This window comes from Nonomuraea sp. NPDC052634 (assembly GCF_040678535.1).
GTDB classification, from domain to species: domain Bacteria; phylum Actinomycetota; class Actinomycetes; order Streptosporangiales; family Streptosporangiaceae; genus Nonomuraea; species Nonomuraea fastidiosa.
In genome coordinates this window covers 694,423-718,279 of record NZ_JBFATY010000002.1, presented here as the reverse complement: position 1 = coordinate 718,279, position 23,857 = coordinate 694,423, and the positions used below count along the sequence as shown (strand labels likewise).

Annotated in this window: 23 protein-coding genes; 5 read left to right on the top strand and 18 right to left on the bottom strand. The window is 68.4% G+C overall.

The genetic code is table 11. The features are described 5' to 3' along the window. Nucleotides 1-51: 51 nt before the first annotated feature. From AB0K67_RS15895 to AB0K67_RS15875, 5 genes are all read right to left on the bottom strand, one after another. Nucleotides 52-855 carry a DUF4097 family beta strand repeat-containing protein gene (locus tag AB0K67_RS15895; protein ID WP_364059449.1) on the bottom strand — a complete coding sequence of 268 codons (804 nt, stop codon included), beginning with the start codon at nt 853-855 and terminating at the stop codon, nt 52-54. Further along, a complete protein-coding gene (locus AB0K67_RS15890; protein ID WP_364059446.1) occupies nt 852-1,508 on the bottom strand; it encodes a response regulator transcription factor in 657 nt (218 codons plus the stop codon). Before AB0K67_RS15890 ends, AB0K67_RS15895 begins: the two co-directional genes overlap by 4 nt. Continuing rightward, on the bottom strand, nt 1,499-2,659 hold the full coding sequence (locus AB0K67_RS15885; RefSeq protein ID WP_364059443.1) for a histidine kinase: 1,161 nt from the start codon (nt 2,657-2,659) through the stop codon (nt 1,499-1,501). Before AB0K67_RS15885 ends, AB0K67_RS15890 begins: the two co-directional genes overlap by 10 nt. Before the next feature lie 102 nt (nt 2,660-2,761). After that, the gene (gene bioD, locus AB0K67_RS15880; protein ID WP_364059440.1) at nt 2,762-3,475 is read right to left on the bottom strand and encodes a dethiobiotin synthase; all 714 of its coding nucleotides are present in this window, start codon (nt 3,473-3,475) and stop codon (nt 2,762-2,764) included. 66 nt (nt 3,476-3,541) lie between these two features. Further along, nucleotides 3,542-4,261, bottom strand: a complete 720-nt coding sequence (locus AB0K67_RS15875; protein WP_364059437.1) for a GntR family transcriptional regulator — start codon at nt 4,259-4,261, stop codon at nt 3,542-3,544. A 536-nt stretch (nt 4,262-4,797) separates the two neighbouring features. Between AB0K67_RS15875 and AB0K67_RS15870 the strand changes: the two genes are divergently transcribed. Further along, nucleotides 4,798-6,267 carry a histidine kinase N-terminal domain-containing protein gene (locus tag AB0K67_RS15870; protein ID WP_364059434.1) on the top strand — a complete coding sequence of 490 codons (1,470 nt, stop codon included), beginning with the start codon at nt 4,798-4,800 and terminating at the stop codon, nt 6,265-6,267. 34 nt (nt 6,268-6,301) lie between these two features. Here the strand turns inward: AB0K67_RS15870 and AB0K67_RS15865 are convergent, their stop codons facing one another. Together AB0K67_RS15865 and AB0K67_RS15860 are read right to left on the bottom strand one after the other, a co-directional pair. Beyond that, the gene (locus AB0K67_RS15865; protein WP_364059431.1) at nt 6,302-6,556 is read right to left on the bottom strand and encodes a WhiB family transcriptional regulator; all 255 of its coding nucleotides are present in this window, start codon (nt 6,554-6,556) and stop codon (nt 6,302-6,304) included. Nucleotides 6,557-6,830: 274 nt separating this feature from the next. After that, a complete protein-coding gene (locus AB0K67_RS15860) occupies nt 6,831-7,793 on the bottom strand; it encodes a diacylglycerol kinase family protein (RefSeq protein ID WP_364059428.1) in 963 nt (320 codons plus the stop codon). A gap of 89 nt (nt 7,794-7,882) precedes the next feature. Here AB0K67_RS15860 and AB0K67_RS15855 point away from each other — a divergent pair, with 89 nt between their 5' ends. Beyond that, complete coding sequence (locus tag AB0K67_RS15855; RefSeq protein ID WP_364059425.1) at nt 7,883-8,266, top strand: hypothetical protein; 384 nt, start codon at nt 7,883-7,885, stop codon at nt 8,264-8,266. Nucleotides 8,267-8,341: 75 nt separating this feature from the next. On the opposite strand, the gene AB0K67_RS15850 is transcribed toward AB0K67_RS15855, so the two are convergent. The 3 genes from AB0K67_RS15850 to sodN form a co-directional block, all read right to left on the bottom strand. Then, nucleotides 8,342-9,121 carry an RNA polymerase sigma factor SigF gene (locus AB0K67_RS15850; protein WP_364059422.1) on the bottom strand — a complete coding sequence of 260 codons (780 nt, stop codon included), beginning with the start codon at nt 9,119-9,121 and terminating at the stop codon, nt 8,342-8,344. A gap of 17 nt (nt 9,122-9,138) precedes the next feature. Continuing rightward, nucleotides 9,139-9,576, bottom strand: coding sequence for an anti-sigma factor (locus AB0K67_RS15845; RefSeq protein ID WP_364059419.1), 438 nt, complete (start codon nt 9,574-9,576; stop codon nt 9,139-9,141). Nucleotides 9,577-9,704: 128 nt separating this feature from the next. Next, on the bottom strand, nt 9,705-10,106 hold the full coding sequence (sodN, locus tag AB0K67_RS15840; RefSeq protein WP_364059416.1) for a superoxide dismutase, Ni: 402 nt from the start codon (nt 10,104-10,106) through the stop codon (nt 9,705-9,707). Here sodN and AB0K67_RS15835 point away from each other — a divergent pair. Beyond that, nucleotides 10,070-10,522 carry a S24 family peptidase gene (locus AB0K67_RS15835; protein WP_364059413.1) on the top strand — a complete coding sequence of 151 codons (453 nt, stop codon included), beginning with the start codon at nt 10,070-10,072 and terminating at the stop codon, nt 10,520-10,522. The two genes, sodN and AB0K67_RS15835, sit on opposite strands and share 37 nt — an antisense overlap. Here AB0K67_RS15835 and AB0K67_RS15830 read toward each other — a convergent pair. The 4 genes from AB0K67_RS15830 to AB0K67_RS15815 form a co-directional block, all read right to left on the bottom strand. After that, nucleotides 10,459-10,917: a CGNR zinc finger domain-containing protein gene (locus tag AB0K67_RS15830; protein ID WP_364059410.1), complete on the bottom strand. Its 459-nt coding sequence runs from the start codon at nt 10,915-10,917 to the stop codon at nt 10,459-10,461. The genes AB0K67_RS15835 and AB0K67_RS15830 overlap by 64 nt on opposite strands. Before the next feature lie 69 nt (nt 10,918-10,986). After that, on the bottom strand, nt 10,987-11,730 hold the full coding sequence (locus tag AB0K67_RS15825; protein WP_364059407.1) for an amino acid ABC transporter ATP-binding protein: 744 nt from the start codon (nt 11,728-11,730) through the stop codon (nt 10,987-10,989). After that, a complete protein-coding gene (locus AB0K67_RS15820; RefSeq protein ID WP_364059405.1) occupies nt 11,727-12,554 on the bottom strand; it encodes an amino acid ABC transporter permease in 828 nt (275 codons plus the stop codon). The genes AB0K67_RS15825 and AB0K67_RS15820 overlap by 4 nt, the downstream gene beginning before the upstream one ends. A 3-nt stretch (nt 12,555-12,557) precedes the next feature. Further along, the gene (locus AB0K67_RS15815; protein WP_364059402.1) at nt 12,558-13,415 is read right to left on the bottom strand and encodes an ABC transporter substrate-binding protein; all 858 of its coding nucleotides are present in this window, start codon (nt 13,413-13,415) and stop codon (nt 12,558-12,560) included. A 363-nt stretch (nt 13,416-13,778) separates the two neighbouring features. Here AB0K67_RS15815 and AB0K67_RS15810 point away from each other — a divergent pair, with 363 nt between their 5' ends. Further along, complete coding sequence (locus AB0K67_RS15810; RefSeq protein ID WP_364059399.1) at nt 13,779-14,969, top strand: NADP-dependent malic enzyme; 1,191 nt, start codon at nt 13,779-13,781, stop codon at nt 14,967-14,969. 261 nt (nt 14,970-15,230) lie between these two features. After that, complete coding sequence (locus AB0K67_RS15805) at nt 15,231-16,589, top strand: hypothetical protein (RefSeq protein ID WP_364059396.1); 1,359 nt, start codon at nt 15,231-15,233, stop codon at nt 16,587-16,589. 60 nt (nt 16,590-16,649) lie between these two features. On the opposite strand, the gene AB0K67_RS15800 is transcribed toward AB0K67_RS15805, so the two are convergent. The 4 genes from AB0K67_RS15800 to AB0K67_RS15785 all read right to left on the bottom strand — a co-directional run bounded on the left by AB0K67_RS15800 (nt 16,650) and on the right by AB0K67_RS15785 (nt 23,792). Next, nucleotides 16,650-18,134, bottom strand: coding sequence for a hypothetical protein (locus AB0K67_RS15800; protein ID WP_364059393.1), 1,485 nt, complete (start codon nt 18,132-18,134; stop codon nt 16,650-16,652). Between the two features lie 175 nt (nt 18,135-18,309). After that, nucleotides 18,310-19,863: a hypothetical protein gene (locus tag AB0K67_RS15795; RefSeq protein ID WP_364059390.1), complete on the bottom strand. Its 1,554-nt coding sequence runs from the start codon at nt 19,861-19,863 to the stop codon at nt 18,310-18,312. A gap of 483 nt (nt 19,864-20,346) precedes the next feature. After that, nucleotides 20,347-21,879, bottom strand: a complete 1,533-nt coding sequence (locus AB0K67_RS15790) for a hypothetical protein (RefSeq protein ID WP_364059387.1) — start codon at nt 21,877-21,879, stop codon at nt 20,347-20,349. A gap of 752 nt (nt 21,880-22,631) precedes the next feature. Next, nucleotides 22,632-23,792 (bottom strand): hypothetical protein, encoded by a 1,161-nt coding sequence (locus tag AB0K67_RS15785; RefSeq protein ID WP_364059384.1) that lies wholly within the window; start codon nt 23,790-23,792, stop codon nt 22,632-22,634. Nucleotides 23,793-23,857 lie beyond the last annotated feature (65 nt).

Below are 23,857 nucleotides of genomic sequence, written 5' to 3'. Positions count from 1 at the left end.
ACAGACCTCGACCGGCGCGTTGACCGGCCTTTGGCGCGCGACGAACCAGGACTATTGGCAGCAGACCGTCACGATGCCGTCTTCGGTCGTCGCGACGATCGTGCGCTTGGCGTCCTCCCTCTGCGGGACGTCCACCGTGGTGTTGGTGCCGGAGACCGTGACGTTGTACGCGTGGGCGCCGTCCGTGCCCGCGCGCGCCTGCGGCGGCACGTTCACGGCGACGTTACCCGAGGTACGGACGACCGCCTTGACCTGCGACGGCGTCACCGCGAACATCAGCTCCACGTCGCCCGAGCCGACCTCCACGTCGGCCTTCTTGCCGGTGAGCCCGTCGGCGTCCACGCTTCCCGTGCCCGTACGCGCCCAGACGTCGCCCGAGACCTCTCTGACGTCGACGTCCCCCGACACCGACGTCAGGCGCACGTCGCCGAACAGCTCGTGCACCGTGATCCGACCGCCGCGGGTGCTCGCCTCAAGGTCCGTCTCCGGCGGCAAGAACAGCGTGTAGTCGGCCTGGCAGAGGGGGCCGTCGGGCTGGTCGGAGCCGGGGCAGACCGCGTCGAGCAGGAGCGTACCGGAGGCGGGGTTCCAGTCCTCCGTCACCTTCGGCCGGTCCCGGTCCCAGCGCAACGAGCGCTCCACGAGCAGCTCGCCCGCCTTGCCGGGCAGCACGGACAGGGCGACCTGCCCCTTGCCGGCCTTGACGCGGACGCTGTCGCCGTCGAACGGGATCGAGCGCAAGGTGACGTCCCTCGGCGTACGCGCCTGGGCGAACACCCGCCAGAGGGTCACCGTGGAGAGCGTCAGCGCGATGACCGTGGCCACCGCGCCCGCCACGAGCCACGCCGACCTCACGGCAGGCTCCTGATCTTGAGAAACTGCAGCACCGCGAGCACCCGCCGGTGGTCGCCCTCGTCCGGGGCCAGGCCGAGCTTGGCGAAGATGTTGCCGATGTGCTTGCCCACCGCGCCCTCGCTGAGCACCAGAGCCTGCGCGATGCCCGCGTTGGAGCGGCCCTCGGCCATCAGCTTCAGCACCTCATGCTCGCGCGGCGTCAGCCGCTCCAGCGGGTCGCTGTTGCCGCGCAGCAGGAGCTGGGCGACCACCTCCGGGTCGAGCGCCGTGCCGCCCGCCGCCACCCTGCGCAGCGCGTCGATGAACTCCGCCACGTCCGCCACCCGGTCCTTCAGCAGGTAGCCGACACCGCCCGTCGCGGCCGACGCGAGCAGCTGAGCGGCGTAGCGCTCCTCGACGTACTGCGAGAGCACCAGCACCGCGAGCTTCGGCTGCTGGCGGCGCAGCACCAGCGCGGCGCGCAGGCCCTCGTCGGTGTGCGTGGGCGGCATGCGCACGTCGGTGATGACCAGATCGGGCCGGTGCTCCTCGGTCGCGCGCAGCAGGCCCTCGGCCTCGTCGACGGCCGCCACGACCTTCATGCCGGCCGCGTCCAGTAGCCTGATCAGCCCTTCGCGCAGCAGTACGGAATCCTCTGCGAGCACTACTCGCACGGCAGCTCCACCTCGATCGTCGTCGGTCCGCCCAGCGGGCTGGACAGTCGCAGCGTCCCGTCCACGGAGTCGACCCGCTGGGCCAGGCCGCGCAGCCCGGTGCCGCCGTCCATCCTGGCACCGCCGCAGCCGTCGTCCCAGACGAGCACGTGCAGGCGGTCGCGCTCACGCCGCACGCGCACCTCGGCCTTGGTGGCCGCCGCGTGCTTGGCGGTGTTCGTCAACGCCTCGGACACGACGAAGAAGGCCACCGCCTCGATGGTCGGAGTCGGCCGCCGCTCGATGTCGACGTGCAGTTTCACCGGGAAGGGCGCGCGGGCCGCCACACCCGACAGCGCCGCGTCGAGACCCTGGTCGTTCAGCACCGCGGGGTGCAGGCCGCGGACGAAGTCGCGCAGCTCTTTGAGCGCCTGCTTGGCCTCCTCGTGGGCCTGCGCGATCGCCTCGCGCGCGGGATCCGGCAGGTCCGTCAGCGTCGCCCTGGCCAGCCCCAGGTTCATGGCCAGCGACACCAGCCGCTGCTGCGCGCCGTCGTGCAGGTCGCGCTCGATCCTGCGGCGCTCGGCGTCGGCCGCGTCGATCACCCCGGCCCGGCTCTCGGTCAGCGTCTCGATCCGCTGGTCCAGCTCGCTGCGGCTCGGGCCGAGCAGCGTACGCGCCACCGCCAGGTCGAGCGCCGCCATGCCGCGCGCCAGCAGTGGCGCGAGCAGCGCCAGCGTCAGCCCCACGAGCATGTAGACGAGCACGACCCGGTTGTTGCGCAGGTCGAAGAGGAACTCAAGTGGCGGCTTCTGGAACTTCGCGGGCAGGAACGCCAGCAGCCCCACCACGGCACCGCCCCACGCCGTCGCGACCAGCCCTGCGGCGATCACGGTCACCCAGGGCGAGAGCAGGTGGTAGCCGATCTGCCGCCACGTCGCGGGCGTGCGCAGGTTCGCCGGAGAGCGTACGGGCGGGATGCGGGCGTCGAGGAACGCCTCGAACCGCGATCGCTGCACCCCCGTGAACCTCGGGACCACCCGCGCCAGCAGCGGCGGCACCACGGCCAGGGCCAGCGTGAGCATGCCGAGCAGCAAGGAGACGGGCACGCCGGCCATGACATGCGCCGTGTCCAGCCAGGCACGCGCCGACCAGGGACGGGGGACTTTCATGGCTCAACGGTATTGATCGGCGGCAGGGATTTGAAATGGGCCTGGTGTGCCGGTGGAAGGTAGGGAAAACCCCACCCTCGTGCCCGTCTCGCCGGCCCGGCTTCAGGTGGTCTGGCGGAAGACCGACGGGTCGAACGTGCCGCCCAGCATGGGGCTCAGCCCGCGCCGCGCGACGTCGAGGAACGCCTCAGGGCCCGCCAGGTCGCCGGCGCCGTCGGGGAGCACTCCCGCGAGGGGCCGCGCCGCCAGCATCTCCAGGTCGGCCACGGCGGCGCGCTCCGCCTTCCCCGGCTCGGCCGGCCAGCGCCCGATGACGACCCCCGCCAGGTCGAGCCCCCGGTGGGCCAGCGCCTCCAGGGTGAGCGCGGTCTGGTTGACCGTGCCGGCCCCTGCGCCCACCACGACGAGCACCTGCGCGCGCAGCGTACGCGCGAGGTCGGCGATGGTGGCGCCGTCCTCGTCGTAGCGGTCGAGCAGCCCGCCTGTGCCCTCCACCAGCACCAGCCGGTTGCTCTCCGCCAGCTCGCGCGCCAGCGTGGCCGCCGAGGCCATCGACGCGGGCGGCATCTCGCAGGCGCGGGCCGCCGCCGCGGGCGGCAGCGCGTCGGGGAAGCGGCTCAGCTCGAACGTCGTCCGCACCCCGGACAGCCGCATCACGCGATCGACGTCGCCATCGTCAAGGGGGGCCGCCCCGGTCTGGGCGGGCTTCACCACGGCGACGTCGGCCCCGCGGTCCACCGCTAGCGCGGCCACCGCGGCCACCACCACGGTCTTCCCCACACCGGTCCCGGTGCCTGCGACGACGAGAACGCTCATGCGCCCAAGCGTAGAAGATCGGCGTCAGGGGAGAGGATCCGGTCAAGGGCCGTCGTGCCGGGAGGGTCAGGGGCGGCGCAGGCGGGTGACGAACTTGTACCGGTCGCCGCGGTAGAGCGACTGCGCCCACTCCACGGGGTTGCCGTCGGCGTCGAAGGCGTGGCGGGTGAGCAGCAGCATGGGCAGGCCCACGTCCACGCCGAGCGCCTTGGCGTCGTACGGGGTGGCGAGGACGGTCTCGATGATCTCCTCGGCGTCCGTCAGGCGCACGTTGTAGGCGTTGTGCAGGGTCTCGTACAGCGAGGAGTGCACCTCGAGCTCGCGGCGCAGGCGGGGGAAGCGGCGCGCGGACAGGTGGGTGGTGTCGATGGAGACGGGCTCGCCGTTGGCCAGGCGCAGGCGGTGGATGCGCAGCACGCGGCCGCCTGGCTTGATGGCGAGCCGGCGGGCGAGCGTCTCGTCGGCGGTGATGTAGCCCATCTCGAGGATCTTGGTGTCGGGCTCGAGACCGGCGGTGCGCAGGTCGCCGATGTACGAGGTGAGCTGGAGCACCTGGGCGACCTTGGGCTGTGCGACGAACGTGCCCTTGCCCTGGATGCGCAGCAGCCGCCCCTCGACGACCAGCTCGGTGAGCGCCTGCCTGACGGTGGTGCGCGAGGTCTCGAACCGGACGGCGAGCGTACGCTCAGGGGGCAGCGCGGTGCCCGGGGGAAGGGTCTTGGTGAGTTCGAGCAGGGCCCGTTTCACGTCGTAGTACTTCGGTACGCGGGGGCTGTCGTCGCTCACGCTCTCACCTTCACTTCTGCCACGGCGGTGAGGGCGTGTCTGGTCACCGCGAGATCATCGGAACTCACTTCGGCCCGAGTGGTCAACCGCGGGCCGCGGCGGCCGACCGGCGCCGGGCGCGTGCGGGTGTGGGCACGCGCGGATCCGGGCAGCTCAGGTTGATGGTGAAGAATATCCACAGCACCGTGCGCGATCGCAACCGAGGCGGCTTCGCGCGCCGTGTCGCATGGGGGCCGGGAGAACCTCGCGCTCGTGGGGATCACCTCCGGCTGGTCGCGTACCGGCGCGTTCTCGTGGGCTCGCGGCTTCGGCGGTATGACGCTTCTCACAATATGAGATTTCGTGATGAGTCCAGCGAAGTGGCCGGTGTCGTGTCCGTCTCACTGTACGAGTGAGCAGCCGTGCCACCGGTCCGCACGCCGGCCGTGCCGGAGGAAAGGGCGCAGCGCGCCCACCCGTCACCTCTGTAGTGAAACATGTCCGCCCGCCCGGGGGTCGGTTTGGTTGTTGCGGCCGAAAGCACGCATGATGCACTCGTGCCGACACTCAGCGACCTCGTAGCCCGCCACACCGCTCTCGACGAAGCGGATCTCGACTGGCTGCACTCGCTGGTCTCCGACTGGCAGCTGCTGGCCGACCTGTCGTTCGCCGACCTCATCCTGTGGGCGCCGCTGCTGGGGGAGAACGGCTGGATCGCCATCGCCCAGATGCGCCCGACCACGGGTCCCACGGTCTATCACGACGACATCGTGGGCACGGTCGCGGCGAAAGGCGAGCGCCGGCTCATCGACACGGCGTGGAACGAGCGGCGCATCTGCCGCGAGGGCGACCCCGACTGGTCCACGGGCGTGCCGGTCAGGGAGGAGACCATCCCCGTGCGCCGGGCGGTCGAGGGCGGCGAGGGCCGCTTCCTCGCGGTCATCCAGCGCTCGACGAACCTCTCCTCGGCCCGCACCCCGTCGCGCCTGGAGCTGACCTACCTGCAGAGCGCCTCCGACCTGGCGCAGATGGTGGCCGAGGGGCGCTTCCCGTTCTCGGAGGACGAGCCGATCCTGGTCCGCTCGCCGCGCGTGGGCGACGGCCTGCTCAGGCTCGACAGGGCGGGGCGCGTCACGTACGCATCGCCCAACGCGCTGTCGGCCTACCGCAGGCTCGGCCTGCACGCCGACCTGGTGGGCGCGGAGCTCGGCCGGGTCACGGCCCAGCTGTGCTACTCCGACGAGCCGATCAACGAAGACCTCATGGTCGTGGCCAGCGGTAAGGCGGCCAAGGAGACCGAGGTCGAGTCGGGCGGCACGATCGTCCAGCTCCGCGCGATCCCGCTGATCGTCGGCGGCGGCCGCATCGGCGCGCTCGTCCTCATCAGGGACGTCACCGAGCTGCGCAGGCGCGAGCGCGAGCTGATGACGAAGGACGCCACCATCCGCGAGATCCACCACCGGGTCAAGAACAACCTGCAGACCGTGGCCGCGCTGCTGCGGTTGCAGGCCAGGCGGCTGCAGGTGCCCGAGGGGCGCGAGGCGCTCGAAGAGGCCGTGCGCCGGGTCGGGTCGATCGCGATCGTTCACGAGACGCTGTCGCACGCTCCCGAGGAGTTCGTCGACTTCGACGAGATCGCCGACCGGGTGATCGCCATGGCGGGGGAGGTCTCGTCTCCCGAGGTGGCGGTCACGCCGCGCCGGGTGGGGGAGTTCGGCGTGCTGCCGTCGCTGATCGCGACCCCGCTGGCGATGGCGCTGACCGAGCTGTTGCAGAACGCGATGCAGCATGGGCGGCCCAAGCGGCTGGAGGTGATGGTCGAGTCCGCGGACGAGCGGCTGAACGTGACCGTCTGGGACGACGGCCGCGGGCTGCCCGACGGCTTCGATCTCGACAGCTCCACCAGCTTGGGGCTGCAGATCGTGCGCACGCTGGTGGAAGGGGAGCTGTCGGGGCGACTCGCCATCGAGCCGCGCCTTGAGGGCGGTACGGAGGTCGTGTTGTCGATCCCGCTTCCGCCCGGCTGACAGCGCCGTCGTAGGGTGGGGAAGGTGATCGGGGTCAGGCGGTGGCACGGGCGCGGGCGCGAGCGGTGCGGCGCTTGAGCGCGCGACGCTCGTCCTCGCTCATGCCGCCCCAGACGCCGGCGTCCTGGCCGGACTCCAGGGCCCACTTCAGGCAGGCGTCGATGGCCGAGCAGGAACGACAGACCTGCTTGGCCTCCTCGATCTGCAAGAGTGCCGGGCCGGTGTTGCCGATCGGGAAGAACAGCTCGGGGTCCACGTCACGGCAGGCAGCTCGGTGGCGCCAGTCCATGCGTCCACTCCTTAGTAGATGGAGCCTTCGGTCGGGCTCCGCGCGGCTACTACTTTGTGAAGAGTTTCACTAACTCGTGCGAACAATGACCCGGATCCTGTGGGGGATCGGGCTTGTCCGCCGTCCGCCGGAGGACCCTGGGGTTGTTAAAGGTCCTACGTTCGGACGTCATGCTTGAGCCTGTCAGCCACGCAGAGTGCACGCAAGGGGGTTGCAGGTAACTTTTGGCGGTTATGGGTGTCGGATGCGTCACACAATGACCGAATGTAACCGCCTAGACCAGAACTTGTAACGCGTTCGGTGTAGACCGGAACGTTACGGTCTCGCGTTCGCCCAGGTAGTCACCGTCCAGCTGGAAGGCCACGGGACGGTCCGCGGTGATCGTGAACTCGGCCTCGTCGTGGAGCTGGACGAGGTTCCGGCCCGACGGAAGTGCCTCACTCTCCGTGAGGATATGCCGGATCACCGGCGCGAGCGTCAGCGGGCCCATCTTGCGCAGGCCCAGAAGGTCGAGCCCGGTCTCGAAGCTCGCCCACGGGGTGGGGCGCACCGGGTGGCTGCCGACGTACGTCCACGGCGAGGTGTTGGAGATGATCGCCATGAACACCCCTCCGGCCGCCGGGATGCCGGGGCCGGTCACGGTCATCGCAGGATGCCGCTTGTCCGTGGCCAGATAGTGCCTCAGAGCCGTGTTCACATACCGGGCGGGGGTCGCTTTACGGCCGGTGCCTCTCAGGCCTTCTACGGCCCGTACAACCTCGGCGTCGTACCCCATGCCCGAGCAGAAGGTGAAGTAGCGGCTCTGGCCCTCCCAGAGGGCCTGCCCCAGGCCCACGGTCCTGCGCCGGCCGCGGCTGAGCGCTTCGAGCACCTGGCCCGTCGCCTCCACCGGGTCGTTGGGCAGGCCGAGCGCGCGGGCGAAGACGTTGGCGCTGCCGCCGGGGATGACGATCAGCCCGGGCCGGCCTGTGCTGGGGTCGCCGGGCGGCGGCGCCTCGCCGTTGACCGGGTTGAGCAGGCCGTTGACGGTCTCGTTGACCGTGCCGTCGCCGCCCAGCACCGCCACCAGGTCGTAGCCTTTGGCGCGGGCGGTGGCCGCCAGTGACGCCGCGTGGCCCCGGTAGAGGGTCTCCTCGACGGCGAGGTCCACGGCCGCCCCGAGCGCGCGGATGAGCACGTCGCGCGTGCGGGCGTTCGTCGTGGTGGCCTTGGGGTTGACCAGCAGCATGGCGCGCATAGCGCCAGCGTATCCGGTGAGCTTGTCCGGCTTATCAGCCGAAAGTCCCATTTCTCGGGGCGGCCGCCCTTGGAGGTAGGGTACGGACCGTGAACGGTCGCCCGCTTACCCTTCTCATCGCCGCCGCGATCGTCGCCGTCGAGGGTTTGATCGCGCTCGGGCTCGGCGTCTTCGTCGCGGTCGAGACACTGACCGGCCAGCCGGACGACACGACCACCGCCCTGGCGGAGGCGGCGTTCGGGTTCCTGGTCGGCGCCGGGCTGCTCTGGGTCGCCCTGGGCGGGCTGTTCCAGATGGAGAAGTGGGGGAGGTCGCCGGCGGTGCTGACCCAGATCTTCATGCTGCCGGTCTCCGTCACGCTGATGCAGTCGGGCCAGGCGCAGCTCGGTATCCCGCTGCTCGTGGTGGCCGTCGCCGGGATCGTGACGCTGCTCGCTCCCCCCACCACCCACGCGCTCTACGGCGACGGATAGGCGCGCAGGACGGCGGCAAGGCGTGTTTTCCGCACGTCGCCCCCTTTCGCGGCGCGGGTGCGGAAAACCCGGGTGTCAGTCTTCGGCCGTCAGGCCCTCGCGGAGCTGGGCCAGGGTGCGGGCCAGCAGGCGAGAGACGTGCATCTGTGAGATGCCCAGCTCGGTGGCGATCTGCGACTGCGTCATGTTGCCGAAGAAACGCAGCAGCAGGATGCGCTTCTCGCGCGGCGGAAGCCGTTCGAGCAGCGGCTTGAGCGATTCGCGATATTCGACGCCCTCAAGCGACTCGTCCACGATGCCCAGCGAGTCGGAGACCGCGGGCGCGTCGTCGTCGCCGGAGTCGGGCGCGTCGAGCGAGACCGTGGAGTAGGCGTTGGCGGACTCGAGCCCTTCGAGCACCTCCTCCTCGGTCATCTTGAGGTAGGAGGCGAGCTCTGCCACCGTCGGGGCACGCCCCTCGCGCTGCGACAGGTCGCTGATCGCCTTGGTCAGCGAGAGCTTCAGCTCCTGAAGCCTGCGCGGCACGCGAACCGCCCAGCCCTTGTCACGGAAGTGCCGCTTGATCTCGCCGACGATGGTGGGCGTGGCGTAGGTGGAGAACTCCACGCCGCGGTTGAGGTCGAACCGGTCGATGGACTTGATCAGACCGATGGTCGCGACCTGGGTGAGGTCGTCGAGCCACTCGCCCCGGTTGCGGAAACGGCGCGCCAGATATTCGACCAGGGGAAGGTGAAGCTCGACCAGCTCATCCCTGATGCGCTGGCGGCGCGGCTCGTCGGGGCCCAGCTCGGCCAGCTCGGCGAAGAGCATGCGAGCACGCACCCGGTCGGGCACGGCGTGTTCGCTGGTGGCCATGGCTCCAGTCCTTTCCGTCACGCCGGCCCCGCCGCATTCTGGGCCGCGCCTCGGCGCTTACGCAGGACGATCGCCATGCGATCGGGGGAGTCGGTCACCGCGTCGACGTCGTCGGCCAGAGCGGTCAGGACCATCCAGGCGAAGTCGTCGCGTTTGGGCGCGGAGCTGCCGACCGTGGTCACCTCCACTCTGACCTGCATCTCCTGCCCCGTCAGCTCGAACTCGGCGGTGAGGTCCGTGCCCGGCACCGCCTCGCTCAGCAACATCGCGCAGGCCTCGTCGACGGCGATGCGAAGGTCCTCGATCTCGTCCAGGGTGAAGTCAAGCCGCGCAGCCAGGCCGGCGGTAGCCGTACGCAGCACAGACAGGTAGGCACTCGCCGCGGGAAGCCTGATGCTCACCACATCGCGGATGCCGGCCACGCCCTCCGCGCGCGTCTCGGTTTCCTCGGTCACGTTCCTCCTCGCGAATCCGACGCTGACTGCAACTTACCGCCCCTGAGCGGTGCTTGGACGATTCAGACTCGCCATCAACGGAAAAGGCTCTGTGCGGTACGTAACCGCACAGAGCCTTATGTGCCGTTTTAGGCGGCCTTGGTCTCCCAGAAGATCTTGGAGATCTCGTCGATCTTGCCCAGCAGCTCCTCGGCCTTCGACACGTCGACCGTGCCCTTGGCACCGGCCGCGCCGGCCAGCTTCGTGGCGTCCCAGAAGAGCTGGTGCAGCTGCGGGTACTGCTCCAGGTGCGGCGGCTTGAAGTAGTCGGTCCAGAGCACCCAGAGGTGGTGCTTGACCAGCTCGGCGCGCTCCTCCTTGATCTTGATGGCGCGGGCGCGGAAGACCGGGTCCTCGTTGGCCGCGTACTTCTCCATGATCGCCTTGACCGACTCGGCCTCGATGCGGGCCTGGGCGGGGTCATAGACACCGCAGGGCAGGTCGCAGTGTGCGGATGCGACATGCCTCGGTCGTAGCAGTCGTGCGAGCATCAGAAAGTCCTTCCTGGATGCTGAATCAGCTTGGTCCACAACCGACCTTACTCGGGTCCCGACGCCTGCGGAGTAGGGGGTCACAGCCGATGAGAGTGCGTGTCGAAGGGGATTCGATGCGGCCGGCGCTGCTGCCGGGCGACTGGCTGCTCGTACGCAGGGGCGCCGCCGTACGGCCCGGCGACCTCGTCGTCGCGCGCATGCCCGGTGACGGCAGGCTGATCGTGAAGCGCGCCCAGTGGCACTCCGACGAGGGCTGGTGGCTGGAGAGCGACAACCAGCGGGCCAGCGGGCGCCGCGACAGCTGGGACTTCGGGCCCGTGCGCGACATCGTGGGCCGGGTGGTGCTGCGCTACTGGCCGCTGACGCGCGGGCCGCTCGTCGGCAGGACGCCCTCGCGGCGGCGGGCGCGGTAGGCGGCCACGTTGGCGCGGCTGGCGCAGCGGGTCGAGCAGTAGCGGCGCGAGCGGTTGGACGAGGTGTCGAGGAACGCGCGGCCGCAGCGCGCGTCCTGGCAGCGCCCCAGGCGGTCCACGCCCAGCTCCGCCACCACCGCGGCCAGTCCCATCACCGCCGTCGCCGCGGGATCCTCGGCCAGGTGCAGATGCCAGCCCGAGCCGTCGTGGTCCGTGAGCTGCGGGCGTACGGGATAGCGCTCGAGCAGGGCGTTGAGCCGCGCCGCCACCGCGCGCTCGTCACCGGCGGCGCCGAACACGGCGGCCAGCTCATCGCGCAGCCGCCGCAGCTCGGCCGGCGGCGCGAGGTCGTTGACCAGCCGGACCGCCCACTCCGCGTAAGAGGTCAGGTCCATGCCGGTGTATTACACCAGAAGGGCGGGGACGCCGCTCGCGTCCCCGCCCTCCCGATCGCGGAGAACCGATCAGTCCTCCGGGTGCAGCACGCGGTGCAGGAACGTCCGCGTACGCTCGTGCTGCGGATCGCCGATGACCTGGGACGAAGGGCCGTCCTCGACGATCACACCGCCGTCCATGAACACCACGCGGTCGGCCACCTGGCGGGCGAAGCCCATCTCGTGGGTGACCACCATCATCGTCATGCCCTCCTCCGCCAGCTTGCGCATGACGGTGAGCACATCGCCGACCAGCTCGGGGTCGAGCGCCGACGTCGGCTCGTCGAAGAGCATGAGGTCGGGGTTCATGGCCAGGGCCCTGGCGATGGCCACCCGCTGCTGCTGGCCGCCGGAGAGCTGGCCGGGCAGCGCGTCGCACTTGGCGCCGACGCCCACCTTCTCCAGGTTCTCCCTGGCGACGGCCTCGGCTTCCTTCTTGCTCCGCTTCAGCACCCGCCGCTGGGCGATCATGACGTTCTCCAGCACGGTCATGTGCGGGAACAGGTTGAACTGCTGGAAGACCATGCCGATGCGGCGGCGTACGGCGTCGATGTCCACGTCGGGGTCGGTCACCTCGACGCCCTCGACGAACACCTTGCCCCTGGTGGGCGTCTCCAGCAGGTTCACGCAGCGCAGCAACGTGGACTTGCCGGAGCCCGACGGCCCGATCACGCAGACCACCTGGCCGGGGTCGACGGTCATGTCGATCCCCTTGAGCACCTCGTTCTTGCCGAAGTGCTTGTGCAGGTCGCGCAGTTCGATGGCGTGCGTCATCGCGTCCCTCCCTTACGTCCCTCAAGCCGGGACGCGAGGTAGCCCAGCGGGATGGTGACGATCAGGTACGTCACGCCGGCGACCATGATGGGCGTGGCGTTGGCGAACTGGGACGCCAGGTCGTTGCCGAACTTGGCGAGCTCGACGTACTCGCCGGAGACGCCGAGGAACAGCACCAGCGACGAGTCCTTCAGCAGGGCCACGAACTGGTTCGTGGTGGGCGGGATGACCATCCTGACCGCCTGCGGGATCACCACCGTGAGCTGCGCCCTGAAGGCGGACATGCCGAGCGAGCGCGCGGCCTCGATCTGCCCCTTGGGCACGGCCTGCAGGCCCGCGCGGAACACCTCCGCCTGATAGGCCGAGCCCACCAGCCCGAGGCCCAGGATGCCCTGACCGTACGTGCCGAACGGCACCTCGAAGCCGGGCAGCGCCAGCGGCAGGAACGTGATCAACAGGAAGATCAGCAGGGCCGGCAGGCCGCGGAAGATCTCGATGTAGAGGATCGCGATCCACCGGTACGGCAGCACCTGCGACAGCCGCATCAGCGCCAGCACCAGGCCGAGCACGAACGAGAAGACGAACCCGCCGACCGCGTAGATGATCGTGTTGCGCAGCGCGATGGTGAACAGGTCCGGCAGGGCCTCGCGCGCCACCTCGCCCTTGGCGAAGTTCTGGGCGAGGCTGCCCCAGTCGGCGTACAGGATCACGCCGACCAGCAGGACGGCCAGGATGGCGTACTGGATGCCCCGGCTGATCTGCTGCTTCTTGCGGGGGCTGAGCCTGGCGCGGGCAGGCTCAGCCGTCTTGGGCTGTTCGGCCATGGATCAGCCCAGCTCGCCGGGCTTCTTGCCGAACCACTTCACGTAGATCTTTTCGTAGGTGCCGTCCTGCTTGGCCTTGGCGATCTCCTCGTTGATCGTCTTGAGCAGCACCGGGTCGGCGTTCTTCTTCAGGCCGATGCCGTACTGTTCGCCGGTGTCGAGGCTGGCGATCATCTCGAACTTCTCCGCGATGTCGGGCTTCTTCAGCCAGGTGAGCACGACGGGCAGGTCCTGGACGATCACGTCGGCCTGCCCGGCCTGCAGCGCGAGCAGCTCCTTGGCGGAGTCGGCGTACTCGGTCGGGTCGAAGCCCTGCTTCTTGACGTAGTCGAGGCCGGTGGTGCTGGCCTGCGCGCCGAGCTTGAGCCCCTTGGCCTTGACGTCCTCAAGGGACTTGGCCCCGGTGCCCTTCTTGGCCAGCAGGGCCTGCGTGGCGTCGAAGTAGGGGTCGGAGAAGTCGATGTTCTGCTGCCGCTCGGGCGTGATGGTCATGCCGGCGGCGGCGACGTCGCACTTGCCGGCGGCCATGGCGGCGCCGCTCTTGATCACCGCGAAGTCGATGTCGACGATGTTCTGCTCGACACCGAGCTTCTTGGCGGCCAGGTCGACGATGTCCACGTCGAACCCGACGATCTTGCCGCTCTCGTCCTTGAACTGGAACGGCTCGTACGGAATGTTCGTGCAGACGGTGAGCTTGCCTGGCTGCACCAGCTTGACGCCGGCTGCCGCGCCGGAGGCGCTCGCGCTGGTGGTGCCGGAGCTCGAGCCGCTCTCGCCGCCGCACGCGGTCAGCGTGAGAGCGGCGGTCAGGGCGAGCACGCCGGCGGCGTAGCCGCGGCGGCCCTTCGGGCTGAGGGCCATGTACGGCCTCCTCGGGAAGTCAAGTGCCATGAAGTGCGTTTTGTGCAGTTTAAATGGGGTTTTGTCCGTAACTGTCATCGGGCGTTTAACGATGCGTCAACGGAACGGCGTCGGCGGTGACACCGGACGGCCCGGAACAGCGGCGGGCACGGGGAAACGGCACGTGACCGGCCCTCGGGCCGCCGTGGCTCCGCGGAAACGACATCGATCACCATCTCACGATGTGGCAGTATGGGGACACGGGTGACCCCCGAACCCCCTCAACGAGACGTTCGGCGAGGGGACTCTGGCAGCTACCGAAGCCAGCCCGCTCGCGCTCGTCCGCAGAAGGTTTCTCCGCTACCAATCACTACAGGGGTCGCTGTGGCTGCCACGCCCGCTTCAGATTCCACTTCATCGCTCGACGACGATCCGGCCTTCGCGCTGCACCGCGGCGGAAAGATCGAGATCCGCTCCACCGTGCCCGTCCGCGACGCCGCCGACCTGTCGCTCGCCTACACGCCCGGCGTCGCCAGGGTCTGCTCCGGCATCGCCGACGATCCCGCGCTCGCCGCCGACTACACCTGGGTCTCCCGGGTGGTCGCGGTGATCTCCGACGGCACCGCCGTGCTCGGGCTCGGCGACATCGGCCCGTCGGCCGCCATGCCGGTCATGGAGGGCAAGGCGCTGCTGTTCAAGGAGTTCGGCGGCGTCGACGCGGTGCCGCTCTGCCTCGACTGCACCGACGTCGACGCGCTGGTCGAGACCGTCGTACGCCTCGCGCCCTCGTTCGGCGGCATCAACCTCGAGGACATCGGCGCGCCGCGCTGCTTCGAGATCGAGCGGCGGCTGCGCGACGCGCTCGACATCCCCGTCTTCCACGACGACCAGCACGGCACCGCCATCGTCGTGCTCGCCGCGCTGAAGAACGCCGCCCGGCTGACCGGCCGCGCGCTCGGCGACCTGCGCGCCGTCGTGGCGGGAGCCGGGGCGTCCGGCGTCGCCGTCACCCGCATCCTGCTGGAGGCCGGCATCGGCGACATCGCGGTGGCCGACTCCAAGGGCATGATCTACGAGGGCCGCGACGGGCTCAACCCGGTCAAGCAGGCGCTCGCCCGCGACACCAACAAGGCCGGGCACACCGGCTCGACGGAGGAGGCGCTGGCCGGGGCTGACGTGTTCGTGGGGCTGTCCGGCTCCACGGTCCCCGAGCGGGCGATCGCCTCCATGGCGGAGAACGCCATCGTGTTCGCGCTGTCCAACCCGACGCCCGAGGTGCACCCCGATGTGGCCGCGAGGCACGCCACCGTGGTCGCCACCGGCCGCTCCGACTTCCCCAACCAGATCAACAACGTGCTCGCCTTCCCCGGCGTCTTCAGGGGCGCGCTCGACGTGCGCGCCACGGCGATCACCGAGAACATGAAGGTGGCCGCCGCCGACGCGCTCGCCGAGGTGGTGGGCGACGAGGTGTCGGCGACGTACGTCATCCCGAGCCCGTTCGACGAGCGGGTCGCGCCCGCCGTCACCGCCGCGGTGGCCGCGCAGGCCAGAGCCGACGGCGTCGCGCGCCTCTGACCTGCGCGGCGTTCATGCGTCCGCGACCACGGGGCGGGCGAGGGCTTTCCGCTCTCGCCCGCCCTTTCCGATCTTCTCGTACGCGCCGATTGCCCGCCCGTTTCACGGGTAGCTGCGTTCCCCGTCCAGGAGCGTGGCCGGCGCCGGGTGCGGACGGAATTTGGGGTGACCTTGGCGAACCGTCACGGATCTTTTACTCAAGGTGATATAACAGTAGCTCTCTGTAAGGATGTGGGCGCCGACTCCTTGACGAGGAGAGCGATGGAACGCGAGCCGAACCGACTGCTGCAGCAGCTCATCGCAGAGGCGGGCTTCTCCCACAAGGGACTGGCCAGGCGTCTCAACGATCTCGGAGCCGCCCGTGGCACCCCGGGCCTCAAGTACGACCACAGCTCCGTGCTGCGCTGGATCGGCGGACAACGGCCGCGCGATCCGGTTCCCGCCCTGCTCAGCGAGATCTTCGCGCTGCGGCTGGGCCGGCCGATCACCTCTGAGGATCTCGGCATGCCGGCCACCATCACACCCCTCGATCTCGGACAGCAGTTCACGCACACGTGGCAGGAGGGGGTCGCGACCGTGACGGCACTGTGGCGGGCCGATGTGGAGAGACGGAGGTTCCTGATCGACTCGACGTTCGCGATAGGAGCCGGCTCCGTCGGAGCCGTACGCTGGCTGACGTCTCCACAAGAAGGACGCTTGAGCGGCACAGGGACGCGGCGGGTAGGCCGCGCCGACATCGCCGCCATCCACGAGGTCACTCGATCGTTCAGTGAGCTCGACAACCGATTCGGCAGCGGCAGGGTCCGCTCGTCCGTCATCAAATATCTCGACACCGCCGTCTCGCCTTTGCTGAAGGACGGCGCCTACGACGAGGCCACCGGCCGCCGCCTCGCCTCCGCCGCGGCGGAGCTGACCAGGCTGGCCGGATGGATGGCCTACGACATGGAGCAGCACGGTCTCGCCCAGCGCTACCTCATCCAGGCCCTGCGCCTGGCCAGGGGCGCCGACGACCAGACCCTGGGCGGCGAAATCCTGGCCGGGATGGCCCACCAGGCCATCTACATGGGCCAGCCGGCACACGCGCTCGACCTGGCCAGGGCCTCCCAGCTCGCGGCCCGCAAGGCCGGCGTGCAGACGCTCCTCGCATCCGCCCACGTCCTCGAGGCGCACGCGCACGCCGGCCTGGGCGACGCCCGCGCCTGCGGCGCCTCGCTCAACGAGGCCGAACGCGCCTTCGAGGCCAGAAAGCCCGATGACGAGCCCACCTGGCTCGGCTACTTCGACGAGGCATACCTGTCCGCCAAGTTCGCCCACTGCTTCCGTGACCTCGGTGAGGGCGAGCGCGTCGTACGCCAGGCGCGGCGCTCCCTCGACATGGACGGCCGCTACGTGCGGGGGCGGATGTTCAATCTGTCCCTGCTCGCGGCGGGCCTGCTGCAGTGCGGTGAGCTCGAGGAGGCGTGCTCGGCCGCGGCCGAGGCGCTGGCGCTGGCGGGGGAGCTGCAGTCGGCGAGGTCCCGGTCGTACGCGGCCGACCTGCGGCGGCGGCTCGAACCGTACAAGAACGAGCGGCCGGTGCTGGCGCTGCGGGAGCGCACCCGCGAGCTGACGGCCGTCTGAGCGCGCGAACGGCCAGCACCCTGACGCGTCGCCGGGGTGCTGGCCGTCAGCGGGCGGTGCTTACTGCAGCAGCTCGCCCTTGGGGGTCACGATGGCCCCGGTGTCCTTGTACTGGGCCTTGTTGTAGACGTCGGCGACCTCGCCGTCGAAGATGGCCGAGCTGATGTGGTCGATCCGGCCGTTGCCGTCGTTGTCGGCGAACACGCTGGTCACGCCGTTGACGTAGCCGGTGCGCTTGCTGTTGTTGTACTTGAGGAGCCAGGGGCCGCCGTCGGCGCCGCCGGTCATCGTGCACTTCAGCATCTGGTGCGTCTCGACCTTGAAGGTGTTGACCTGCACGCTCTTGGTGTAGGTCTTGCCGGCGCACCACTTCGGCGTCACGCCGGTGAACGGCTTGTCGCCGTCCGGGTGCGGGGCGCTCGGGTAGCCGAAGGCCGTCACCTGCTGGCCGAGCGGCTGGTTCCAGGCCACACCCTGGCCGCCGACCACGTCGCCGAGCGCGCCGAGGTCCTTGGCGATGCCGACGATCCACTGCGCGCGGTAGTACTTGCGGCCGCTGTCGGGCTTGACCCACTTCTGCGTGTAGTAGTGGGTGATGGTGTAGTTGCCGAGCTTGTCCTTGCCCTTGGTGCCGGGGCCCTTGTAGGCGGCGTACTCGCGGGCGGTGACCTGCTCGGTCACGGGCGTGCCGAACTTGTAACCCTGGCCCTTGCCGACGCGGGCGCGGTCGTAGACGGCCTTGGAGACCTCGACCCGCTCGACCACGGCGTCCGGGTGGTCAGGACCGACGAGGCTCGGCGCCCCGTGACCCTGCGTCCAGCACTCGCCGAAGTTGAGCTTGCACTTGATGTACTCCTGCGGGCTGATCTCGCGGGCCTTCACCCACTTGTCGCCCAGCCAGGCGTCGAACTCCTTGCGGGAGACCTCGCGCTCGGGGGCGAGGGCGAAGCCGTTGTGGACCGCGACGAACGCGAAGTCGCCGTCGTAGTCGTCGTAGGTGTCGAGGTCGTAGGCGGTGTAGGCGTACGCGCCGACGTACACGCCCCAGGGGGCCTTGCCCTGGTAGTAGCCGGGGACGAACACCCACTTGTCGAAGACGTCGTCCTTGCCGTGCTCGAACACGCAGTGACCGGCGGTCGCGACCAGGTTGCGGTTCCTGGACTGGATCGCGGTGGCGGAGCACCAGCGGTACCGGCCCTTCTCGTCAAGGAAGAAGACCTTGCCGATGGTCTTGGGCAGGTTGACGTTCTTGCTGGTGGTGGCCTTGGTGTTGGTGGTGGGGCCGGTCATGCCGGGCTTGCCGCTCGGCGCGGACTTGCTTCCGGTGGAGACGAGCTTGGGCGCAGCCTTGGTGTCCAAGGTGTACTGCGTCGCCTTGCGGAGGGCGGCCCCGTTGGCGTCGAGCCAGAAGTAGGCGGCTCCGTACGCGTCGGCTGGTTTCGGCGTCAGGGGATCGGAAGCCCAGTGCGGCTGGGCGGTGGCGGGTGCTGCCAGAACTGCGGCGCTGAGGCCGGCGCTAACTAGGGGGATGAGCAGGCGCTTCAACGGAGGCTCCACTGTTGTCAAAAAGGGCGTAAAGACCCTATCGACTCACAGGTCACTCTGGTATGCGAATTGCTCACAAATTCCTCACGAAAGGCCGAAAGGCCCGGCTAGCTGCCGAGCCCTTCGGGGTGCGCCGTCTCCGATCAGGAACGTTCGCTGATCACGAAGCCGCGTCTTACGGAACGAGCTTGCCGGACCACGAGTTCGCGGCGGCCTGGTAGACCACGTTGGTCTCACCGTCGAAGTAAGGCGAGGTGATCGTGTCGTAGCGGTCGTTCTTGTCGAGGTCGACGAAGAGGCTGGTGACACCGTTGACGTAGCCGAGACGCTTGGCGTTGCTGTAGTTGTACAGCCACGGACCACCGTCGTAGCCCGCCGTCACGGCGCACTTGAAGGACAGCTGCTCCTCGACCTTGCGGGATTCGATGATCAGCTTCTTGTGCGAGGTCTTGCCGTAGCACCACTTCGGCGTGACGCCGGTGTACGGCTTGTTGCCGTCCGGGTGCAGGCCCTGCGGGTAACCGAAGGTCCGGACGTTCTTGCCGGCCGGCTGGTTCCACGCGAAGCCCTGACCGCCGACGTTGTCGCCGAGGCGGCCACCGCTCTTCAGGCCACTGACGACGATGTAGAAGTCCTTGCGGACCCAGCCCCGCTCAGTGCCCTTCTTCACCCAGTGCTGCACGAAGTAGTGGGTGATGGTGGAGTTGCCGCGCTGGTCGAGCTTGACCGTGCCCGGGAACTTCTCGTTGGGAACGGCCGGCTTGTTGTTCTTCGGGTCCCAGCCCTGGCCCTTGAGGTACTCGATGGCCTCGTTGTACGTGACCTGCTCGACCTCCGGCTCGCCGTACTTGCGACCCTGGCCCTGGCCGGTCTTGGCACGGAAGTACTCCTGGGCCGTGACCTCGCGCTTGGTCAGCTCGGCACCCGGGTAGTCGGGGCCGACCTTCTCGTCGGGCACAGCGCCCTTGAGGTAGTACACGTCCTTGTTGTGCGGGTCCAGACGCTTGCGAGCCTCTTCCCGGGAAACAGGGACTTCCTTGACGAACTTCTCGCCGCGGTACTTCTTGAACTCGTCCCAGTACACCTTCTTCGGCTCCTTGACGGAGCCCTTGAGGGCGTCGTACACCGTGACGAAGGCGTAGTCGCGGTCGAAGTCCTCGTAGACCTCGAAGTCGTAGTGGGTGAAGGCCTGCTTGCCCACGTACAGACCCCACGGGGTCTTGCCCTGGTAGTAACCGGGGACGAACACCCAGCGGGAGACGACTTCCTTGTTCGAAACCACGTCGTAGACGCAGTGCCCGGCCGTGGCGACCAGGTTGCGGTACTTCGACTGGATCGAGGTGCCGGAGCACCAGTAGAGCTTGCCGTCGTGGCCCTCGAAGAAGACCTTACCGATGGTCTTCGGCAGGTTGACGTTCTGAACCTTGACGGACGCCTTCTTCTCGCCGCCGATCGGCGCGGTCATGCCCGGCTTTGTGTCGGCCGTATAGCCGCCACCGGAGACGGTCTTCTTGACCTCGAGCGAGTCGGGGCTGAAGGCCACGGCCTTCTTCAGGGCCGCGTTGTTCGACTTGGTCCAGAACTCGACGATCTCCTGGGCCGCGGCGACGTTCTTCGCCAGGTCGGCGTTGGCGACCTTCGAGTCGGCCTGCGCGGTAGTGGACAGGCCGGCGGCGAGGAGGCCGGTGGCCAGTACGGCACCACCAGCCGGGAGGAGGATGCGCTTCACAGTAACTCCTTGCGCTGTCGTGGGACGCCTTTTGCGTCCCATGCGTCAGTAAAGGGATGCGAGGAACATACAGTCTCGATCTTGAGCTCCGGTAGAAGCTTTGAGATGAAAAAGCGCGACATGCCGGGCGTAATCGATCTGTGATGTTTAAAAGGCGTAAACGCGCGGAGTTAACCGGTGGTGATCGCCGGCCCGTCTTGGCTGATCAACATAAAGAAGGTGTCAGTGTGACGTCCGGAGGGTGATGGGACGCCCCGAATCGGGGCGAAATGTCAAGTGTGATGCAGATCACACAGGTTTGGTGGCACCGTATCGGGCTCCCGTACGTCCAAGGAACCCACAAAATCAGGCGAAACCGGGCGGGGTTCGTTCGGGGGTCGAGCGGAGAGCGCGGTCCGGGAACAGCAAAAGGGCCCGGCGGGATGCCGGGCCCTTCGCTTGTAACGTTGAACGATCGGTCAGAACCGGTCGCTAAGCGTTACGTCAGACAACCTTGCCGGACCAGCTGTTCGCGGCGGCCTTGTAGACCGTGTTGGTCTCGCCGTCGAAGTACGGCGACGAGATGTAGTCCACGCGGCCGTTGCCGTCCTGGTCGTTGAAGGTGCTGGTGACACCGTTCACGTAGCCGAGACGCTTGTTGTTGCTGTAGTTGTACAGCCACGGGCCACCGTCGGCGCCCTCGGTCATGGCGCACTTGAGGGCGACGTGCTCCTCGATCTTCTTGGCAGCAGAACCGACCAGCTTCTTGGTGGTCTTGCCGTAGCACCACTTCGGAGTAATGCCGGTGTAGTTCTTGTTGCCGTCGGGGTGCGCAGCGGCCGGGTAGCCGAACACGCGCACGTCCTTGCCGGTCGGCTGGTTCCACGCGAAGCCCTGACCGCCGACGTTGTCACCGAGACGCCCGGCGTCGAGCGACTTGTGGTCGATGATGTAGAAGACGGTCTTGAAGTACTTCGTGTCGGTGCCGGGCTTGTACCACTGCTGCACGTAGAAGTGCGTGATGGTCCAGTTGCCACGGCGGTCCCGCTCGACCTTGGCCGGGTAGCGGCTCGGGCTGCGGCGCTGCTTGGCCTTGTAGGCGGCGGCCTCGTTGGCGGTCACGACCTCGGTGACGGGCTCACCGAACTTGCGACCGTTGCCCTTGCCGATGCCGGCGCGCTTGTACTGGGCCTCGGACACCTCGACCTTGCCGACCTCGGCGCCCGGGTAGTCGGGGCCGGTCGCCTCGGGGGCGGAGCCCCGCTTGACCCAGAAGGACTCGGTCGAGGTCGGGTCGAGCTTGCCCTTAAGGAACTCTTCCTTGCTGATCTCGACGTCCTTGGCGCCCTTCAGGCCCGTGTACTTGTCCCACTCGGCCTTGGAGACGTTGGTGCTCTTCTCGCTGCCGTCGACCTTGACGCCGTTGTAGACGGTGACGAACGCGTAGTCGCGGTCGTAGTCCTCGTAGACGTCGAAGTCGTAGTGGGTGAAGGCCGTCTTACCGACGTAGATGCCCCAAGGAGCCTTGCCCTGGTAGTAGCCGGGGACGAAGACCCACTTGTCCATCACGTCGCGGTTGGCGCCAGTGTCGTACACGCAGTGACCGGCCGTGGCGACCAGGTTGCGGTACTTCGACTGGATCGAAGTGGCGGAGCACCACTTCTTCTCGCCCTTGCTGTTGACGAAGAACACCTTACCGATGGTCTTCGGCATGTTGACGTTCTGCACCTTAGCGGCGGTCTTCTTCTCCTCGCCGATCGGCGCGGTCGAGCCCGGCTTGGTGTCCGTGGTGGCGCCGCCCTTGCTCTGCAGCTTGGCGACGTCCGTCTTGTCCCAGACGTTGGACTCGGTGGCGGCCTTGAGGGCAGCACCGTTGTTCTCGGCCCAGAACTGAGCGATGGCGTTCGCGTTCGCAGCAGAGGTCGCCAGGTTGTCCTTGGCAACGTCAGACGCGGCGGAGGCCGTACCGGCGAGGCCGGCGGCCAGCAGACCGGTGGCCAGAACGGCGCCACCGGCGGGGATGAGGATGCGCTTCAAGGGAACTGCTCCTTGCTCTGTCGTGGGTCGCAACTTGCGTCCCATGCGTCAGTAAAGGGATGGCAAGGACCATAGCGTGGTGATCTCCGCAGGTGAAACCCGCTTCGCAAGATCCGGCACCCACCCTTACCTCCGTTACCTTTCCGTTATCGGTCAGAGATCTTCGCGCGGCGTGACTAGTGGATCACGTTGTCGCAGGGTATGTGGGAGATGATGCTCTTGAGGTGGAAGTACGGTTAGTATGTCGATACGACGGGTTACCAGATGAATGTGACTTAGATCACAGGAACCAGATTGGAGCCTCCGCCCGTCTAACCTCCCCCTCGCCTCCCAGGTGATCTTCAGCTCCCGCCTCTTGACTCTTCAGGAACCCCGCTCGTACCGGGGGTTTCGTGCATGCGAGGCCCTCTGCGCCGCTGGAGAGCGAAGATCGCGAACGGGCCCTCAGGGCCGCTCTGGCCGTCCCATGACCCCTGTGAAGGCTTGGAGCCGTGCGCGGGCCTCCGCGGGCTCCCAGGCGCGTGTGAGGCGCTTCTAGAGGGGTATGGCGGGGTTCGTTCCGGGGTGAACCGCCGCAAAACCGCGGCTTTATGGCCGATCCACCAGGGAAATCGGACTTGCGGGTGGAACTCTCGCAGAGGCTGAGCTTCAGTACTTAATAGCCTCAGAGACCACGTGTCCGGGCTGAACCGCCCCAGAAAACAAGGCGAGGGTCTCGGTGACCCGAGACCCTCGCCTTCCCCTGGTAGGGCTTACTTGTACAGCTCGCCGTTCCGGCCGACGATCTTGCCGGACCAGACGTTCTTGGCCGCGTTGTAGACCGCCGCCGTCTCGCCGTCGAAGTACGGCGAGGTGATGTAGTCGATCCGGTCGTTGCCGTCCTGGTCGGCGAACGTGCTGGTGACGCCGTTGACGTAACCGGTGCGCTTGCTGTTGCTGTAGTTCAGCAGCCACGGGCCGCCGTCGAAGCCGGGGGTCACCGCGCACTTCAGGCCCACGTGCTCCTCGATCTTGAGCCAGGAGGCGCCGACCCGCTTGCCGGTGGGCTTGCCGTAGCAGTGCTTCGGCGTCACGCCGCTGTACGGCTTGTCACCGTCGGGGTGCGGCGCGGCCGGGTAGCCGAACGCGCGCACCGGCTTGCCGGTGGGCTGGTTCCAGGCGAAGCCCTGGCCGCCGACGTTGTCGCCGAGCCGGCCCGCGTCCTTGACCAGCAGGAGGTGGTAGCGGCCGCCCCAGGCGCGCTTGGGGCCGGTGAAGCGCTGGTATTCGCGCCGGTTCACCGGCTTGACCCGCTGGAGCGTGATGCCGTTGTAGACGGTGACGAACGCGAAGTCGCGGTCGTAGTCCTCGTAGACGTCGAAGTCGTAGTGGGTGAAGGCCTGCTTGCCCACGTAGATGCCCCAGGGAGCCTTGCCCTGGTAGTAGCCCGGGACGAAGACCCACTTGTCCAGCGTGTCCCTGTTGCTGTCGGTGTCGTACACGCAGTGGCCGGCCGTGGCGACCAGGTTGCGGTAGTTCGACTGGATCGAGGTGGCCGAGCACCAGCGGTACTTGCCGTTCGCGTCGACGAAGAAGACCTTGCCGACGGTCTTGGGCAGGTTCACGTTCTGGCCGCCCGCCGCCTTCGTGCCACCGGTCGGCGCGGTCGTGCCAGGACGGCCGTCAGGGGTGTAGCCGCCCTTGGAGACGACCTTCCTGACCTCCTTCGAGTCCCACGTGTACTGGGTCGCGGAACGCAGCGCCGCACCGTTCGCGGCGAGCCAGAAGGAGGCGATGGAGACCGCGGCGGAAGAGTTGCGGGCCATCGGGTCGTGGGCGACGCGGCCGGCGGCCTGCGCGGTGACGGGCAGGCTGGAGGCGATCAGGCCGGTCGCCAGAAGGGCGCCGCCGGCGGGCAGGAGGATTCGCTTCAACGTAACTCCAGGTTGCGCTGGCAGGGAGGTGCCTCTTGCCCCTCCTGAACTCAGCAAACGGACAG